General features: G+C 36.2%; 9 protein-coding genes. 8 read left to right on the plus strand and 1 reads right to left on the minus strand.

Features of this window, described 5'->3' with window-relative positions:
- Positions 1-3: 3 nt before the first annotated feature.
- The 8 genes from CPHY_RS02685 to CPHY_RS02725 all read left to right on the plus strand — a co-directional run bounded on the left by CPHY_RS02685 (position 4) and on the right by CPHY_RS02725 (position 15,873).
- Positions 4-1,872: a heparinase II/III domain-containing protein gene (locus tag CPHY_RS02685; protein WP_012198520.1), complete on the plus strand. Its 1,869-nt coding sequence runs from the start codon at positions 4-6 to the stop codon at positions 1,870-1,872.
- 40 nt (positions 1,873-1,912) lie between these two features.
- Positions 1,913-2,710, plus strand: coding sequence for a gluconate 5-dehydrogenase (locus tag CPHY_RS02690; RefSeq protein WP_012198521.1), 798 nt, complete (start codon positions 1,913-1,915; stop codon positions 2,708-2,710).
- A 116-nt stretch (positions 2,711-2,826) separates the two neighbouring features.
- Positions 2,827-3,462: an RpiB/LacA/LacB family sugar-phosphate isomerase gene (locus CPHY_RS02695; protein ID WP_012198522.1), complete on the plus strand. Its 636-nt coding sequence runs from the start codon at positions 2,827-2,829 to the stop codon at positions 3,460-3,462.
- Between the two features lie 15 nt (positions 3,463-3,477).
- Complete coding sequence (locus CPHY_RS20520; RefSeq protein WP_012198523.1) at positions 3,478-8,148, plus strand: polysaccharide lyase family 7 protein; 4,671 nt, start codon at positions 3,478-3,480, stop codon at positions 8,146-8,148.
- Between the two features lie 216 nt (positions 8,149-8,364).
- Positions 8,365-10,557, plus strand: coding sequence for a methyl-accepting chemotaxis protein (locus tag CPHY_RS02710; RefSeq protein WP_041703123.1), 2,193 nt, complete (start codon positions 8,365-8,367; stop codon positions 10,555-10,557).
- Positions 10,558-10,788: 231 nt separating this feature from the next.
- Complete coding sequence (locus CPHY_RS02715) at positions 10,789-12,186, plus strand: ABC transporter substrate-binding protein (RefSeq protein WP_012198525.1); 1,398 nt, start codon at positions 10,789-10,791, stop codon at positions 12,184-12,186.
- Between the two features lie 146 nt (positions 12,187-12,332).
- Positions 12,333-14,147, plus strand: coding sequence for a sensor histidine kinase (locus tag CPHY_RS20525; protein ID WP_012198526.1), 1,815 nt, complete (start codon positions 12,333-12,335; stop codon positions 14,145-14,147).
- 94 nt (positions 14,148-14,241) lie between these two features.
- Positions 14,242-15,873, plus strand: coding sequence for a response regulator (locus CPHY_RS02725; RefSeq protein WP_012198527.1), 1,632 nt, complete (start codon positions 14,242-14,244; stop codon positions 15,871-15,873).
- A gap of 126 nt (positions 15,874-15,999) precedes the next feature.
- Here CPHY_RS02725 and CPHY_RS02730 read toward each other — a convergent pair whose 3' ends face one another.
- Positions 16,000-18,723, minus strand: a complete 2,724-nt coding sequence (locus CPHY_RS02730) for a transglycosylase domain-containing protein (protein ID WP_012198528.1) — start codon at positions 18,721-18,723, stop codon at positions 16,000-16,002.
- Positions 18,724-18,868: the final 145 nt, after the last annotated feature.

Here is an 18,868-nt window from a genome sequence, read left to right on the forward strand (position 1 = left end):
GGTATGTATTTCGAATATCAAAACTATTTAAAAAATAATGAGAATTATCATGATATGCTAACTGCAATGAAGCAGGAAACCGAATATTTTATGGAACGTTTTAAGGACGATCCTAGGTTTTTAAGCGGTTGGGGGCATGGGTACTTTTGTAACGAGGATGGAGGCAGATTGATTTATGATATCAATAAGCCCTATGAGCATAAATGTTCTATCTGTGGAAAGGTATACAGTGAGTTTATCTACGACTCTTACTTCATTACGATGTTTCGTAACGACGCGGTAGTAACAGCAATGAAGGCTGCTCTGTTATATGCTGTCTATGCAGAAGAAAAATACCTTACGTTTGTCAAGACGATTGTTGGTTTTTACGCTGATAACTACGAACACTTTGCGGTACATGCGAAAGAGAAAATCAACTGTAATTTAAATGAGGATGTCGGCGGTGCTGGAAAAATCATGCCACAAGGACTTAATGAAGCAATCGTAGCAATCCGGTTTATCATTGCATTGGAATTAGTAAAGGATTCTTTGGATACTACGTGGATACAAGAAGTAAATGAAAAGCTATTTGCACCCATGGTTAAATTGCTGCTCCCTCAGAAGATGCACATTCATAATATTCCGGTATGGATCAACAGTGCAATCGGAAGTATGGGGTTATTCTTTCAAGAAGAGGAATGGGTGAAGGAGGCAACAAAGAACCCATATCATGTTTATGAGCAGATTAGAAAAGGGGTTACCGACAGCGGTTTCTGGTATGAGGGCTCCATTCATTACAATTTTTTCGCCTTGGAAGGTTTGATGAGCTTTTTAGTGTTTGCAAAAGCTTATCATTTGGAAATCCCAGCTGATATTAATGAGACAGTCTTTCATATGTTGGAAGCTGCTTATGAATATGCTTTTGATAACGACCTCTTTCCGAATCCTAGCGATGGATGGCCGAATATATCATTAAAAACATATTCCTATATCTATTTCATGGGTTATAAAGTATTTGGTGAAAAGGTTCTTCCTTTTATAAAGCATATTGAAAATACTCCGGGAGAGAGAGGAAAGCTTCCGTTATCAGAGCCTTACTATTATAAGAATAAGATATCTCTGGAACGTATACTTTTTGGACCGGATATTATGGAGCTTAAGGCAGAGGAAATTAAATCAAGGGGATCCAAGAATTTTAGTGGCTCCAACTGTGCGATTCTGCGGAATAATGAGTTTAATGTATTTTTAAAATACGGACATCAAACAAAAAGCCATGCGCATCCAGATAAGATGAATATTGAAATCATGGTTGGAGGTAAGGTTTTAACAAAGGACTTATCAAATTCAGGCTATGCCTCAAAATTATGCAATGGCTGGCATAGAACCATTGCAGCTCATAATACCTGTGTTGTCAATGGAATGTCAACGGATATTACAAAAAGCGGTGAGGTGACACAATTTTCTGACAACCTTATTGAGGCTAAAGCAATGGCATATGAAGGCGTTATGTACACCAGAAAATTTGAGCTAAGAGATGAAACACTATTGGATTCTTTTTTAGTGAGTTGTGAGAAATCTAGCGTCATTGATTGGTTTTTCCATTTTGAAACACCAATTGAGACAGAGCAGTTAAAATTAAAAGAGGTTAATTTATTTACGGAATATCCTTATGTGACTAAGGTATCGGAGATAGAAACAGAGGAGAAAACTCTTATTTTAAAGAATGATTTGGTAACTATGCAGCTGATTTTGGAAGAAGGGGTAAAGGTATATTTCACAAAAACCTACAATAATCCTGCCAACACCATGAGAGATACAATTATTTTAAGAAAAGAAGGTAAGGAAGCCAGATTTCAGAATGTAATAACAAAATTAAAGAACGGGCTGAATTAACCGCACAGTAGGAATAGTTTTAATATGAAGGAGGAGAAAGATGAGTACATCATTTTCATTAGAAGGTAAAATCGCACTGGTAACCGGTGCATGTTATGGTATTGGGTTTGCAATTGCATCCGGATTTGCGAAGGCGGGGGCAACCATTGTTTTTAATGATATTAAGCAGGAATCAGTGGATAAGGGCCTCTTGGCGTACCAGGAAGCAGGAATTAAGGCATATGGATATGTATGTGATGTTACCAAAGAAGAACAGGTAACAGAAATGGTTGCTAAGATTGAGAAAGAAGTTGGAGTAATTGATATCTTAGTCAATAATGCTGGAATTATCAAAAGAATTCCAATGTGCGAAATGTCAGCAGAAGAGTTCCGCCAGGTAGTAGATGTGGATTTAAATGCACCATTTATTGTAGCAAAAGCAGTAATTCCAGGTATGATCAAAAAAGGGAATGGTAAAATTATCAACATTTGTTCTATGATGAGTGAATTGGGACGAGAGACTGTATCTGCATATGCAGCAGCAAAGGGTGGTTTAAAGATGCTCACTAAAAATATTGCTTCAGAGTACGGTGAGTTTAACATTCAGTGCAACGGTCTTGGACCTGGATATATTGCAACACCACAGACAGCTCCACTTCGTGAAGTTAGTGCGGATGGAAAGAGACATCCATTTGATCAGTTTATTCTAGCAAAGACACCGGCTGCTCGTTGGGGAGAGGCAGAAGATTTGGTAGGTCCAGCTGTGTTCCTGGCATCGGAAGCGTCCAATTTTGTCAATGGACATATCCTTTATGTGGACGGCGGAATCTTAGCGTATATTGGAAAGCAACCAGAATAATTGCAATAAGATTCAAAAAAGTAAAGGGAAATTAGTGGTGTCAAAATAGTTAAGAATGAATAGTGGCTAGTGTAAAAAAAGTTTTTCATGCACAATGGAAAGGGATGGTATTTAATATGAAGATAGCATTAATTAATGAAAATAGTCAGGCAGCAAAGAATGAAATGATAGCAAAGGCACTAACCGATGTGGTGACACCAATGGGCCATGAGGTATTTAATTATGGAATGTATGGAGCCGAAGATAAGGCACCGCTTACTTATGTACAGAACGGTATCCTTGCCGCAATATTATTGAATTCTGGTGCGGCAGATTATGTAATTACGGGCTGTGGAACCGGAGAGGGAGCTATGCTAGCTTGCAACTCTTTCCCAGGAGTTTTATGCGGACATGTTGTTGATCCGTCCGATGCTTATATGTTTGCACAAATCAATGATGGCAATGCCATTGCACTTCCTTTTGCAAAAGGATTTGGATGGGGTGCAGAACTTAATTTAACTTATATCTTTGAAAAGTTGTTCCAAGGAGAAAGTGGACAGGGCTATCCAAAAGATAGAGTTATTCCGGAACAAAGAAATAAAAAGATTTTAGATGAGGTAAAGAAAGTAACTCATGTAGATATGATTACAATTCTTAAAAATATTGATCAGGAATTATTAAAAGGGGCGATTGCCGGCGAGAAATTTGGAGAGTTTTTCTATGCCAACTGCAAAGATGACGAAATTAAAGCATTTATAAAAAGTATTTTATAAAGCGGAGGTTAGGTTATGGGATGTAGACATAGTAAGTTAAGAAGGATAACAGCACTAATTGTATTGATAGCCATCGTAATTACTGGTATGCCTAATACCGTCCATGCACAAGATAAAACTTATATAATGTACCAGATAAAAGATGGGGATACAATTAAGAAAATAGCTGATCGATACAATACAAGCATTGACAGCATTATGAAATTAAATAATATAAAAAATTCAAATGTATTTTATTCCGGAAAAGAAACCAAGGTACCGATAGCCTCGGTAACTTATGTGGTAAAAAAAGGAGATACACTTTCAAAGATAGCGAGAACTCACGGTACCACAGTTGATACTATTGCGAAATTAAATGGAATCAAAGATGAAAATAAGATACAAACAGGCCAAAAACTTATCGTAGTAAAAGAGGAACATGTAGAGAGTACAACTTCTGTAAACAATGAGGAAACCTTAGTAAGAACACAGAAGGAATTATTAAATGCCCTTGCATCGAAAAGTTCTACGGTGATTCGAATTGCTACTGAAAAAAAGATTACTTTTGAAATTCCAAAAAAGAATTATAACGCAAAAGTTTTGATTGTAGATGCGAAAAATTCGGAAGTTAAGAACGAAGGAACATTTCATCATATATTAATTCAAGCCATTAAGACATCAACCTTTTATGAATATGGCAGTAAGAATACCATTATTATAAAAGCTTCTACAGCACATTTGGTAATGGAAAAGACCGCTGTACCTGGAAAGATTATTGTGGAAGATACGAATAAAGAGCTTACTATCGATAACTATACGAAGAAGCAGATGACACTTCAGACGTCAGATACAGTATTAACAGTAAAGGCTGAAAATTCGGTGGAAGTGAAACAAGGTATCGTAAAGAAGGAAAGCAAGTTGAATCAAATAAAACCAACAGTAGCACCAACTACGAAGCCGACCGCAGTACCTACTACGAAACCAACCGTAGTACCTACAATTACTCCAACTGGTACTCCAAATCCAACTACTGCTATGCCAGAACCAACGAGCATACCAACGGATATACCGACACCGGTGCCGACAACGATACCGCCGACTAATGTACCAACAATAAGTCCGACACCAATACCACAGCTACCTTCTGATATTGTTGATTTTTCAACCTGGAAATTACAACTTCCGATAGCAGGAGAATCTGGTTTATCAGTAAAAGAAGTAGGCCCTGAGGACTTAAACAACGGTTTTGTTCATGATGAATACTTCTATGTTGATACAGATGGTGGTATTGTGTTCCACTGCCCTGTGGATGGATTTAAGACAGCAAACACGAATTATGCGAGAACCGAGCTTCGAGAGATTATCGATGGAAAAAATCCAGCGGTGAACTGGGGATTTCAAGGAACCCATATTTTAAGGACCAGTGAGAGTGTTGAGAAAGTATCATCCAATGGAAGGACTGTAGTTTCTCAGATTCATGGAATCTATCCAAACGGTGATAATGGACCGGTGCTAGTTAAGGTACAGTATGAACATGATTTAAAAGCGGTTGTTGTTATGTTAAAAACAGGAACAGCGCCTAATGCTGCAGAGCAAAGGGGATATTTTTATGGTGTAGAATTAGGCCAGCGCTTTGAAACTGAAATTAAATGTGTGGAGGGTGTTTTATATGTAACCATCCAAAGCGAAGGAAGAAAAGAGACCTATACCATTAACTTCATGGAAATGGACCCTACATGGGGAGGGCAGCTTGGTTATTTCAAAGTAGGAAACTACATACAGGATAGTGATGTAAATTATGAAAACGAGGCTGCTACTGTTAAGGTTTATTCCATCGAGACATTTCATGATGACTCTTATGTGGAGCAGGTTCCAATTGAAGGACTTGCAATGAAACAGACAGAGGTGACCTTAGATGTTGGTGAAACCATCGGATTAGAACCTGTTTTTACACCAGTGGACACCACGAATAAGGCAGTAACTTGGAATGTAGTCAGCGGACAGAATAAGGTAGCGGTGAACAAGCATGGAGTTGTTACTGCAATAGCAGAGGGTGAAGCAATTGTTAGAGCAACTAGCAAAGAGAATAACAGTGTTTTTGCTGAGTGCGTCTTGACCGTAACATTAGATTCGAAACAAGAGGTAATTGCTCTTTATGAGCAGGACTTTGGTAAAGATATGCCTTATGATATCGCTAATGCAAGTGAGTGGCTACTTAGCACGACAGGATATGGTAAGGTGGAAGTAGAACAAGAGGGAGATAATTTTATATTAAAGCTAACCGATACGGATATGGCTGGAACAGCAAAATCCTTGGTTTATTTTCCAGAGCAATATGGAACTACTACGCTTAGCTATCGGATTCGAGTGGATGAAATTTTAGTAAAAGACCCAGAGGGAGCAAAAGCTCAGGCATCTTATCTCTACTTACCAGTAGGAGGCCAGGATGGTTTCATGAATGCAGCGGATGAGATGTTCCGTATTAGAAATGGTGCAACTTATCAAGGAGGAACACTAATTAATCATCGTTGGCAGCTATCCCACTCTTATTCGGATGCAACAATGAATTATGCAGCTACCGAGTTTAAGATTGGAGAATGGAAAGAAATCACGGTCGTTATAACACCTGATAACGGTACAGCAAATGCGAATAAAACTGATGTCTATGTAGATGGCTATCGAGTCGCAAGTCAGATGAACAACAATAAGATCAATAGCTATATTAATCAAGCAGAGTTTTATACTGGTACGAAGGATCAGGTTAGTTTCAGTATTGATGATGTGAGAATTTACTCCGGAGAAAAAGTAAGGGAAGCAGAAGATGCTCTGCCACCAACGAGCATTACCCTTGGAACTGCACCATCTACGATGGCAACTGGTGACTCCTTTAAGCTTACAACATACATTACACCGGCAGATGCCAAAGAAGCGGTAACTTATCTAATTACAAGTGGAGCAGACCTCGTATCTGTAAGTAAGGATGGGTTGGTAACAGCAATCAAGCCAGGAACTGCAACCGTTCGTGTACACAGTACCGGACACGAAGAAATCTTTTCAGAAATTACGCTAACTATCGTGGAGGAGAGCTCTATCGTACGTGTAGAGTCCATTGAGCTACCTGAAAAAATCATCAATTTAGCAGAAGGAGAAGAGAAACAGCTATTTCCAATCCTACTTCCGCTAAATGCGACGGAGCAAAAGGTAAGCTATGAAGTGATTCACGGTTTTGATGTAATTAGTGTTTCTGCAGAAGGTATCTTAAGTACTAAGAATACAGGTGTCGCTACTGTGCGTATTACATGTATGGACAACAGCCGATTGTATGTAGATTGTGATATTTCTGTTACAAGGAAGACAAATGAGGGAACAGTGATATTTAGAGATACGTTTGATGAAACACTGGACTTAACAAAATGGACACTGGCTACCTCTAATTTTAACGATACAATCACGGAAGTAAAGGACGGATCACTTCATCTGGTAGATAACAATACAAGTGGTCAGCCAAGAGCCTATGTCTCTTTTGAACCACAGGCCTCAACCTTTAGCATCGAGTTTAAGGTAAAAATGTCTGCTGATACCATATACAACTCGAACAAAGTATCTGCCCTATGTGTTGCATTTGGTACTGGTACGATAACTAGTACAGCAAGTGAAACATTCCGATTTAAAACCTCTGCTGATGTGGCAAATGGAGAAGTTACGAATCGTAGGTTTGTATATAGCAAGGAAGAAGGCGCTAGCGGATTTTATGACTTGAGTAAGAACTATGAACTGGAGGAGTGGTATACTGTAAAATTAGTGACTACACCAAACGATGGTTCTACGAGAGCGAATACAACAGATATCTATATTAACGATACATTAATGATAGAAGGTGCCGCGAATAAAACAAACGCCGCCATCATTGATAAATTAATATTCCAAACAGGAACAGCCGATTTAACAGAGTTCTGGATTGATGATGTTACGATAACAGCTGGTAATTCTAGTAGTGAAACACCTGGTGAAAATCCAGGATACCAATTAGTATACGAAGAAGATTTTGAAAATGGCTCTTTACCAGAAGCAAGTTCCACTACAAACCCTTCCATTCGTCCATCGTGGAAGCTTACGACAGGGGAAAGCTCTCTCTCTGAGATAGCTCTTGATACAATAGACAATTCTGCACTGAAATTGTTTGATTCTGATACGAGCAGTCAACCAAAGGCACAACTTATATTTAACCCTATCACCGATAAGGCAACGATTGAATTTCGCTTAAAAATGGAAAGTGATAAAGTTTATATCGACGGAACGAATCAAAAAGCTTCTGCATTTTGCGTTGTGTTTGGTTCTACTTCGGATGGAAATATTGCAACAAAAGCGAATGAAATGTTCCGATTTAAAACAACCGCAACAGTAGATACAGCCTCTGGCTCTGCAATTTCTTATCGTAAGTATCAATATGAAAATTCAGATGGAAAATCCTTTGTAACATTGGATGCACCGAGCTATGAATTGAATACTTACTACACAATAAAATTCGTTATTACGTTAGGAGATACTCAAAAGACAGAGATTTATATTGATGGAGTGAAAGTTGCAGAAGGTTACCATAAGAAGAATACGAATACGGTTGATACGATATTATTTCAAAGTGGATCAATGGATTTAACAAATTATTGGATTGACAATGTTAAGATTTATCAGGGTCATAATGTATAATTATCAGAATAATTTCTAATCTTGTAAAATTTACATTATTCGCACTATAGGACTGGTAATCGAAACATGATTTGATTTAGCTGCTATCATGTAACTTAGCAAAAGATAAATAGAAATAAATAATATGAAATGTTGCTTCCCAGATAGTTTATAGTGAAATGACTATTGCATTATATTTGCAGAACAAAATGTAATGCAATAGTCACAGGAGGCACGATGGGAGTGCATATGAAGAAGAAAAGAATGCAAAAGGTTAAGAAAGAAAGTAAAGAGAATACTTGGGGAAAAAGTACGGAAGATAGTAAGTCTGATAACAGAAAAGAAAATACTAAAGTAGAAAATACTAAAAAAGAAAGAACTAAAAAAGAAAAAACTAAGTTTACAATATTTTGGAAAATCTGTTTGGGGTATCTAGTGCCTATCTTTTTTATCCTTCTGCTTGGCATAATTTCTTATCAGAAAGCAAGTGAAGGATTGATTCATAATTATGAAGAAGCTACTAGTCAAACGATACGAATGACATCGAATTACTTGGGATTAATTACAGATACTGTAGAAGCAGTGGCGATAGAATATATCAATGATAAAGATTTAAATAATTATGTTAACGGTGGTAAATATGACGTTACGAAATTTGTTGAATTCATGGATAAGACAACTAGAAAATTATCAAACGTAGTAACAAGTAATGAATATATTATGAATGCCCACATTATACCTAGAGAAAGCTACAACCTCTTTACTTCCTCAAAGAATGGAAATAAAGGATTTTATAGTTCCTTAGAAGGACAAGGTGAGCTGGCAATGTTTCAGGACGATGCTGTAAATGATGCTTGGATCGGATCGCATCCAGAAATCGATCGGGAACTTGGCCTCAATGGAAATAGTTACTTCATGTCCTATGTTCGCTCTATACGTAGCTTTTCTCAGAGAAATGCAGTGGTCGTAATTGATGTTAGTTATGAAGCCTTACATAAGCAACTATCTCAGTTATCCTTTGGGGAGAATAGTATCGTTGGTCTTGTCACCAGAGATGGAAGAGAACTTGCCTTGGATGAACACGGAGATATTATTTCTGATGTTGTGTTTGCTGGTAATGTTGATGTAGATATTCTAAGCGATGGAGATAAGGAAAGGGATACCTATGTGAAGTATGATGGACAAGATTACTTCTTAATGCAACAACGTGTGTCTGATACAAATGCTTTTCTCTGTGCATTGGTACCAAAGGCATTGATTATGAGGCAAGCACTTGAGATAAAAAATATCGTGTTAATCATAGTTAGTCTTGCTTGTATCGCTGCTATCGTAGTTGGAATAATGATATCGAAAGGAATTAGCCAAGGAGTGACTAAGTTAAATCGTAAGCTCCAACAAATTGCGGAGGGTGATTTAACAACGCGTATTGATTTAAAGCGCAGAGATGAAATTTCAGAGGTTGCACATAATACCGAGAAGATGGTTGATAGTGTTAGGCTTTTAATTAAAAAAGTGAATGAAGTATGTGGGCGTGTTTTAATTTCTTCCGATCAAGTGATTAGTACCTCCAATAGCATTTCAAGCTCAACAGATAAAATAGCTGGGGCAATCCATGAAATTGATATTGGAATCTCTGAACAAGCGGTAGATTCTCAAAACTGTCTCGTACAAGTGGATGATTTATCAAACAGTATTCTATTAATAAATCAGCATGTGAATGGAACTGAAATATTAGTATCTAAGACAAGAGAGTCAATTCACCGAAGCCTTGAAAAGATGAATCTCCTAACTGAAAAATCAACGAAAACATCTGGTATCACAGAAAATGTGGTGAATAATATTAATGAACTTAGCAGACAATCTACAACGATTGATAGCATCGTGTCAGTAATCGATGAAATTGCGGAACAAACCAATTTATTATCGTTAAATGCAAGTATAGAAGCTGCTCGTGCGGGAGAAGCTGGTAAGGGATTTGGAGTAGTATCTGAGGAGATAAAGAAACTTGCATTACGTTCAAAAGAGTTAGCAGGGCAAATCAAATCGATTGTATCTAATATCCATAAGCAGACGAGCGAAACAGTAACGATAACAAAGCAAGCTAAGGTGATGGTTTCTGAGGAAGCAAATTTGATGAAACAAACCATCGATTCGTTTGTGGAAATGGAAGATGGAATGAATGTACTACTAGATATCATGATGAAAATAAGTACTGATATTGAGAATATGAATACCATGCGAACTGTTACATTAGAAGCGATAGAAAATATTTCAGCAGTATCTGAGCAAACTTGTGCAGCATCTGGGACCGTGAATGATACTATGCAGATGCAGGTGAAAAAAGTAGTAGATTTACAAGAAGTAGCAAAGGAATTAAAGATGAATGTAAATGATTTAGAAGAATCCATTACGAAATTTAAGATAGATTAATCATAGCTTTTGTACCCTTGCTTTATTTAATTATGAAAAAACACCAAAAAAGAGCCTTTTTATTTGAAAAATTCATTTATTTATGATATGATTTGCCTATATCAAATTTAAATTAGTTAAAATAAATACTTTTTTAAGGATAAATTTCTTTCAGATAAAGGTATTGTAAAATGTTGCAGGTTAAGCTACTGTTGATAAACTGCTCGGAATTAGCAAAAGGGAGTTAACAAAATGAAGTTCATTAAGAACAGTGTTTTGAGTATATTATTTGTTGTTGTGATGCTGATAGGATTAACAGGATGCGATAATTTAAAAAGAAATTCTGCTTCTAGTCTAGAGAGTAAGGTGGAAGAGAAGAAGAAAAAAATTGTTACTGTTTGGACAAAAGATAGGCATGATGCAGAATTTCAGTTGGAAAAAATAGAGGAATATAACGCAAGTAATTCAGATAATATTGAAATTAGATATTCTATATTTTCTGATAATTACCTTCAAGCAGTAGACTTGGCATTTCAAAGTAATAGCGCTCCTGATATTCTTGTTTTTACATCACAGGTATTTAATAATTATGTAGTGTCAGACCAATTTGCAGACTTGACTCCATTTATGGATAAAGAATTCAAGGAGACGTTCTCATCCAGTATGATTGAAGGGTTAAATGTCATAGATGGGAAATGTTATTACATACCTACAGCAGCAACGATATGCCGGTTGTTTTATAATAAAGATATTTTTGAGAGAGTAGGGGTTTTGGAACCACCAAGAACTTTGGATGAGATGGTGGAGATAGCCCAAAAAATAACCAAAGAATTATCCGGAGAAGGTATCTATGGATTTTCTGCCAATATGAAGTATCCCAATTCTGCACTGAATCGCTCTTTGATGCCAATGGCGCAAATGGGCCTGGGAATTCGAAGTGGTTTCGACTTTAAAAAAGGAGTTTATGATTTTTCTGGGTATCAAACTATTCTTGAGGAGTGGAGAACATTATTATCGCCGGAATGCGCTTATCCCAATAGTGACTCTTTAGATATTGATCCTCTGAGAAAATTATTTGCTGCAGGAAAGATTGGTATGTATATGTCCTATGCCCATTCAGAATTAGGAGTATATGAAAACCAATTTCCGATGGAACAGGAGTGGAGGTGCACCGAAATACCTGTAGTTGGCGGTATCATCCTTGGTGCACAGAATTACTCTTTAAATAATGGTTATCTATTCAATGCCAAAAGTAAAAATCTAGATGCGGCATGGAAGGCTTATGTATCTGTATTTGCTGATATTGATAATTTAGCGGAATATCATTCGCAGGGACTAGGAATATCAACAGTTCCAAAAGTTTTAGAAAGAGCTACCTTAAATCAAAGTTACATAGACAACCCAGCGCTATTAGTTGGTGAGAACGATAAAATATGGCCTAAGGTTCCTCATGAAGCAAATGTAAATGCAATCGTCGTGGATGGACTTGATATGTATAATACCTTTGCCGAACTAATCTACGGAACGATGGACATAAAAGAAGGATTATCAGATTTGACTAAAAGGTACAATAAGGCATATCAAGAAGGAATTAATTCAGGGATTGGTGAAGTATATAAAATAGATGATTTTGATCCACTGAATCCATAGATAAGACTTTATAAAGATGGGTTACCTATAGCTTGGTAAGTCATCTTTTTTTCAGAGGTCAAGATAAAGGTAAAAAGCAAGTGAGAATAGTAGTTAAAGGTTTAACTTGATTTGTATAGGTACTAGGCACATAGACGGGAGTTATAATGAAACGATTCATAAAAAATACAAAATTTAAGACTAAAATAATTTTATTATTTTTAACTCTGTTGTTGTTACACAGTACGATTGCAGGGACTTTATATTACAAATATACTTACAAAGACACCTTAAGTAATTACTATCAGAGCTCTGAAGACACTATTTATCAGCTTAATGTACATATGTATAGCAGATTTCGTTCTATCGCAAAGAGTGTTAATGCCTTAAGTAATAATATGTCCTTTGCAAATCCGATGAGTGTTTTTTTACGTAATCCCGATACTTTAAATTATGCAAAGCTTATGGGAGATGTAGCAGATTCAATCACGGAAATGCAAATGAGTGATGATTATATTCATTCCATCTATATCTATACAAAATATGGGGATTTTGATAATTTTGTACGTATTAAAAAACATGGTATAAAGTTTGAAGAGACAGAAGTTTATCAATATTTTGAGGAGCACCCGGATGAGACAGTAGCTTGGTTTCCTGCAATGGAAAACCCAGTATTTATAGGAACTGATATTGTCATACCAATTGTGTATAAATTCGCAATAGGAAGAGAGAACATCTTTATTTTAATCAATTTAGACCAGTCCAAAATAAGTGACTACCTAAATGAAACCTACAATTCTTATGAGAAGATTTTTATAGTAGACAAGAATGGAAAGAACATCATAAATCTTGATGATAAATACAAAGAAATACCTTTAATCAGACATCAGGGGGATGATTTAGATGAAATGGCATTATGTCAACCATTGAAAATCGGAGAGGACGATTACCTGGTAACTTCTACTATGATGAAGGGAAACAGCTGGGAAATCTATGCTCTTAAGTCCACAGAATCTTTATTAGGGAATCTAACGAGTTTAAGAAAATTTATATCCTTGGAACTATCCATTAGCGCGCTACTTGCATTGTTCATCATAATTCTTTGTGTGAGATCATTAACAGCACCACTTGGTCGATTGGTTAATATTATGGATAAGACAATAAAAGAAGGATTTCATATTAAGTTTCATTATCCATATAAAGATGAGGTTGGAAATCTGGCAAAGAGTTTTAATTATATGGTTGAGGAAATAGAAGGTTTAGTTACCGAATTAAATCTTCATATCGAAGCGTTGAAAGAAGAAAAAGAGGCGTTAAAGGTCGTGCAAGAGCAGAAAAGAATCGCTGAGATAAAGGCACTTCAAGCACAGATTAATCCACATTTTCTATATAACACTCTAAATACGATTACATGGCAGGCAGCAGACCAAGGTGCAAAAGAAATTAGCATCTTATCAAAATCCCTCGGTAGTTTTTTTCGTATTGCTCTTAGCAAAGGGAGAGAAATCATTACCATACGCGAGGAATTAGAACATGTGAAAAGCTACTTGGAGATTCAAAAAATACGTTACAAGTCAAAGATAAATTATTCGATTGAGATAGATGATGAAATAAAGGATTGTAGTATCATAAAAATTTTACTTCAACCGCTGGTGGAGAATGCAATCTACCATGGCATAAAAACAAAAGAAGGCCATGGGAATATTAGTATAGCAGCTGTAATGAAGATGGATGAGCTTACAATACCTGCAATTAAGTTATGCGTAGAAGACGATGGACTTGGAATTGAAAAAAATCAGCTGGAAATATTAAATGCTGGTTTGTCGAAAGGAATTGTTGATAGTAAGAATGGATACGGAATATACAATGTAAATCAACGGTTAAAGTTAACTTATGGTGAGATTTACGGATTATCCTTAGAAAGTAAACTTGGAGAATGGACAAGAGCAACAATCATCATACCGGTTCAGAAGTTAGATTGAAAATAAATTTTCTCATCTCGGAAATTTTGTGCCTACGTAATCCACGGCACAAATTTCCGATGCGCACAGAACATGTGTAGTAATGGAGGTAAGGATGTATCAGATAATTATTGCAGATGATGAAGAAGATGTTAGAGAGATACTTGCTAGAAATATTAATCAATCAGGAAAAGAGTTTCAAGTCATTGGGACAGCAGAAAATGGTGTTGATGCGCTTCGTTTAGTAAAGGAATTAAACCCAAGTATCGTTATTACTGATATTTGCATGCCAGTCTTGGGAGGATTGGAGTTAATTAAGTCTATTCAAGATTTTGATCCAAGTATAAAAACGGTTGTTATTAGTGGGCATGATGAATTTTCCTATGCAAAGAAAGCAATGGCACTAGGGGTTACGGAATATCTATTAAAACCATTTTTACCAGAGGAATTGTTCGAAGTTTTATATAAAATCAAAGACAATTTAGATCATCAGATAGCACTAACAAAAAATATTACAAAGATGCAAAATCAAATTGAGAAAAATTTGATATATTCCCAAGAACGTTTTTTAAAGAAAGTAATTGAGGGTTCTTATCAAGAGAGTGAGATTATCTTAGAGGGAGAAAATGTTCAGATTGATTTAACTGCGAAAGTATATTGTACAGGTATATTTAAGGTCTCAGTTAACACAGGGCATCATGCGAAGGAGCTGAATGGTGATAGAGTTATTGCGGATTTTTTTAGTATAATCAAGGAACAGTATTTTGATCCTGAGATAAAAATCTACGCAATTAGTTTTGAAGAAAATCAAATTGTTTTGATTTTCTGTGGAGCTTGTAGAAATCATTTGCTATTTTTTAAGCATATAGAGCAGGGAATCGAGAAGATAAATGAAAGCATGGAACGTTATTATCATACGAAAGTGAATGGAGTTTTAGGAAATGCTTATGAGAGTATAGAAAAGATTTCAATATCCTATCAGGAAGCATTATCAGCCTGGAAGAGAGTGTTGGATTTTAAAGTAAATATCGTTCGATATGACGAAGGTAAAAAAAGAAATGATACCGAAGAAATTGGGATAAGGCAAAAACCAAAAGAGTTAGAACTTAGTCTATTACTTCATATTCAAATGAATCGAAGAGAAAAAGCATTAGAAGCTTTACAAGAAATTTTTGTTTCCTATGCTTCCTATGGCATTGAATATATGGAATTTGTTAATGTATCGCTAGTAGAACTAGTATTTCGCATCTCAGAATCCTTAGCGAAAGCAGGCGGGAATCTTGGTGTTTGGGAGGATGACAAAGTTATTCATTACCTAAAGAGACATTTTACGTATGGAAGTCTAATGGAAGCAAAGAGTGTCCTTGAAGATTATATCATTCGGTGTTGTGAAGAATTTTCTATTATAAACGAGAAACAGAGTGAAAAGATTGTTTACAATGTTAAGATGTTAATAGAGAATAACTTAAGCAATGAGGAATTTAATATTGAAGAAGCTTCGGCACAATTATTTTTTAGTCACAATTACGTCCGCCAAGTATTTAAACAAAAAACAGGAGAGAGCTTTAATGATTATCTCTTTCGTCGTAGAATGGAAGTAGCTTTAGAGTTATTAAAAAATCCTTCTCAAAAAATCCGTGAAATTGCTCTCAGTATCGGATATAGTAATCAAAGATATTTTGCCAGTTGTTTTAAGAAATATTATAATTGTACACCTACGGAATATCGGGAAAAGTTAGGTATATAAAAACGAGTGGAAAACGTTTCGCTAGACGTTTCCACTCGTTTTTTGATTCCATATCAAAATTCTGTTTGTACCGTTTTGTTTTGATTGTTTCGATGATTATGTCTTAAATGTTTTGATGATTACGTTTTAAGGCTGATTATCCGTTGGCGGAATAATAATAACTGGAGGAGGTGTAGTTGTTGGTTCTACCGGATTCTCATTTCCATCGTCTGGATTCTCTGGTTCAATTGGTGTTTCATTATCTTCTTCATCAGTTGGTGGAGCAACCGTCCCTTCACTATGAATAGGACAAGGATTTGTGATATCACCTGTTGGTAAGAGATATGGTTTATCATCGGTTGAACCTTTTTCGTCTTTAATCAAGAAAACTTTTTCCACCAAGGAATCTAATGGACAATAAGGGCTTGCAAAATATCCAGATACCTTACAGATACTTACTTTTTGATGAACTGTACAGGTTTGTGTTGGAACAGTTCCCTTAGCAAAATATTCGGTTCTTGTGCAATCACCGCTTAATGCTTTATCACAAAGTCCAGGAACTGCTAGTTGACCTGATTTTGTACATATCCTAGCAGTAACAATGGAGTCTGGTTTTACAAATGCTTTGTTCTCTAACTTAAGAGTAGAATGGATTTCCTCCATAATATTTCGCCACATTACTTTGTGGTATGATTTTTCCTTTTGTGGGAAATTATAGTCAAATCCTGTCCATATAGCAGAAGTATAATAAGGAGTGTATCCAACAAACCATAAATCGTAGTCTTTCGTTGAGGTTCCGGTCTTACCAGCAATAGGCATGGAGTAATTACGGAATCCAATGCTTGTTGCAGTACCTCTCTTAATAGTATCTTCCATTGCATTCGTTAATAACCATGCAGTAGAAGTATACATTACCTGCTTCGAACTTGGCTCGTTTGAAAGAATAACTTTACCATTCTGGTCTACGACCTTAGTGTAATAAATAGGCTCATTATAAACACCGCCATTGGCAATTGCAGCATATCCAGCGGTTAATTCTACGTTTGTTACACCATCAGTAATTCCACCTAAGGCAAGAGAAACACCGATATCAGTATATGTTTTTCCATTCTTTACTTTTAACTCAACTAAATCAAATCCAAGACTTGTTAAATAATCAAAACCTTTTCTTGGTGTTACTGCCTCCATAAAACGGCAAGCAATAATATTCATAGAGTTATAGATACCTTCACGCATCGTACTTAATCCCTTATACTTCTTGTTCCAGTTTGTTACGGTATCTTTACCATTTGGATAAGTGTATTCTGAGTCGTCCATTACACTTGCTAAAGTATAACGGCCAGAATCAAGAGCTGGAAGGAAGGATGCTAGTACCTTAAAGGTAGAACCAACCTGACGCTTGGAGCTTGATGCACGGTTTGTTGTACGGTTACCGGTCTTAGTACCACGGCCACCATATAAAGCTACAACATTACCATTGTGCTGGTCCATAATAGTCATTGAAGTCTGTGGCTGTAAGGTAATTTCCTTTTTCTCTACATATACCTGATTCTCTTTTACCTTTGAATTGCGGAATTCTTCAATTTTTGCTTCCATATCTTCTTTACTATACCCTAAGGAGTTGATGCCCACCTTTGGGGTATAAGGTTCATGAAAGTAAAGACCCTCTGTATCCTTAAAATCTTTAAAATACTCAAGCATATCATTGAAGTGATAGTGAGTAGCATTATCCTCATCATCATAAACAGACAATTCATATTTCATCTCATAATAAGAACCTTCCCCAATGGCTGGAAAGTTTGATTCATCTTGAAAATATTTATCTACGATACCTTGAATCGTTTTGTCCTGAGTGGAAAAGATTTTTAAACCATTACTAAAAAGCATGTATGAGGCATCATCCTGAGTATATCCCTTTTTCGTCTGAAGATCGGATAAAACTTGATTAATCACTGCATCTGTGAAATAGGAATAATACGTGCTTGGTGCCTTCTCCTCATTGTATTGTTTAATACGGCTGTACACATCGTCAGCTAAAGCCGCATCATAATCTTTTTGAGTAATGTATCCAAGGCGCAACATATTATCTAAGCAACTCTGTCTACGTTCTGCATTCATTGCTGGATAGTTAATTGGATTACGAAATACTGGAGAAAGAGCAATTGGAGCAATAACAGAGGCTTCTGATAAAGTTAATTCAGAAACATCTTTCCCAAAGTAACTCTGAGCTGCAGTCTGCACACCATACGTGCCATTACCAAGGTTAATGTTATTTAGATAAGCTTCTAAAATCTCATCTTTCGTATAGATATCTTCAAGTTTAATTGCAAGGTATTGCTCCTGTATCTTACGAACAATCTTATCAACAGCATTTGGCTCATTACCATAATTAAATACTTTTGCCTTTATTAACTGTTGCGTAATGGTACTTCCACCAAAGCCGAGGTCTTTCGTTTTTAATACAGAGAAACCAGCACGAAAAATACCATAAACATCAATTCCATCATGCTCGTAAAAACGTTCATCTTCTAGAGCGACGAAGGCATGTTGTAGTACATCGGGGATTTTATCAATGGAAACTAAAACACGGTTGGATTCTGCACCAATTAACTTTTGTGCTAAGGTACCATCACTATAGTAAATATAGCTAGCAAAACCTTCTGGATCGATATTAACCTGACCGATGTCAGGGGCTGATCCTATGATCCCTTTCATGGCTCCAGAAATAGCTATTACGCCAACGATGCCTAGACAAACAATACTTATCATACTAACGCGAAATAGCGTTATACGAATCTTCGTATTAAGTCGCTTACTTGTAGATTTAATATTTCGTTGTTTTTTTATAACACCTTTTCTACTAAAATCCATAGGTAACCTCCTAATGTTAGAGAGACTTTAAAAATACTACATAGAAAATATTTCCATTTTACTAATTATCCAATTTTAGCATAACAACATAGAAATTGCAATGAAAGTAATACTGGCTGCTACTCTACGAGGATTATAGGCCCAA

It is taken from the genome of Lachnoclostridium phytofermentans ISDg (assembly GCF_000018685.1).
GTDB lineage: Bacteria > Bacillota > Clostridia > Lachnospirales > Lachnospiraceae > Lachnoclostridium > Lachnoclostridium phytofermentans.

Coding starts and splice junctions, on each gene's coding strand:
- CPHY_RS02685 (WP_012198520.1), top strand. CDS start 4: ATGTATTTCGAATATCAAAACTATTTAAAAAATAATGAGAATTATCAT.
- CPHY_RS02690 (WP_012198521.1), top strand. CDS start 1,913: ATGAGTACATCATTTTCATTAGAAGGTAAAATCGCACTGGTAACCGGT.
- CPHY_RS02695 (WP_012198522.1), top strand. CDS start 2,827: ATGAAGATAGCATTAATTAATGAAAATAGTCAGGCAGCAAAGAATGAA.
- CPHY_RS20520 (WP_012198523.1), top strand. CDS start 3,478: ATGGGATGTAGACATAGTAAGTTAAGAAGGATAACAGCACTAATTGTA.
- CPHY_RS02710 (WP_041703123.1), top strand. CDS start 8,365: ATGGGAGTGCATATGAAGAAGAAAAGAATGCAAAAGGTTAAGAAAGAA.
- CPHY_RS02715 (WP_012198525.1), top strand. CDS start 10,789: ATGAAGTTCATTAAGAACAGTGTTTTGAGTATATTATTTGTTGTTGTG.
- CPHY_RS20525 (WP_012198526.1), top strand. CDS start 12,333: ATGAAACGATTCATAAAAAATACAAAATTTAAGACTAAAATAATTTTA.
- CPHY_RS02725 (WP_012198527.1), top strand. CDS start 14,242: ATGTATCAGATAATTATTGCAGATGATGAAGAAGATGTTAGAGAGATA.
- CPHY_RS02730 (WP_012198528.1), bottom strand. CDS start 18,723: ATGGATTTTAGTAGAAAAGGTGTTATAAAAAAACAACGAAATATTAAA.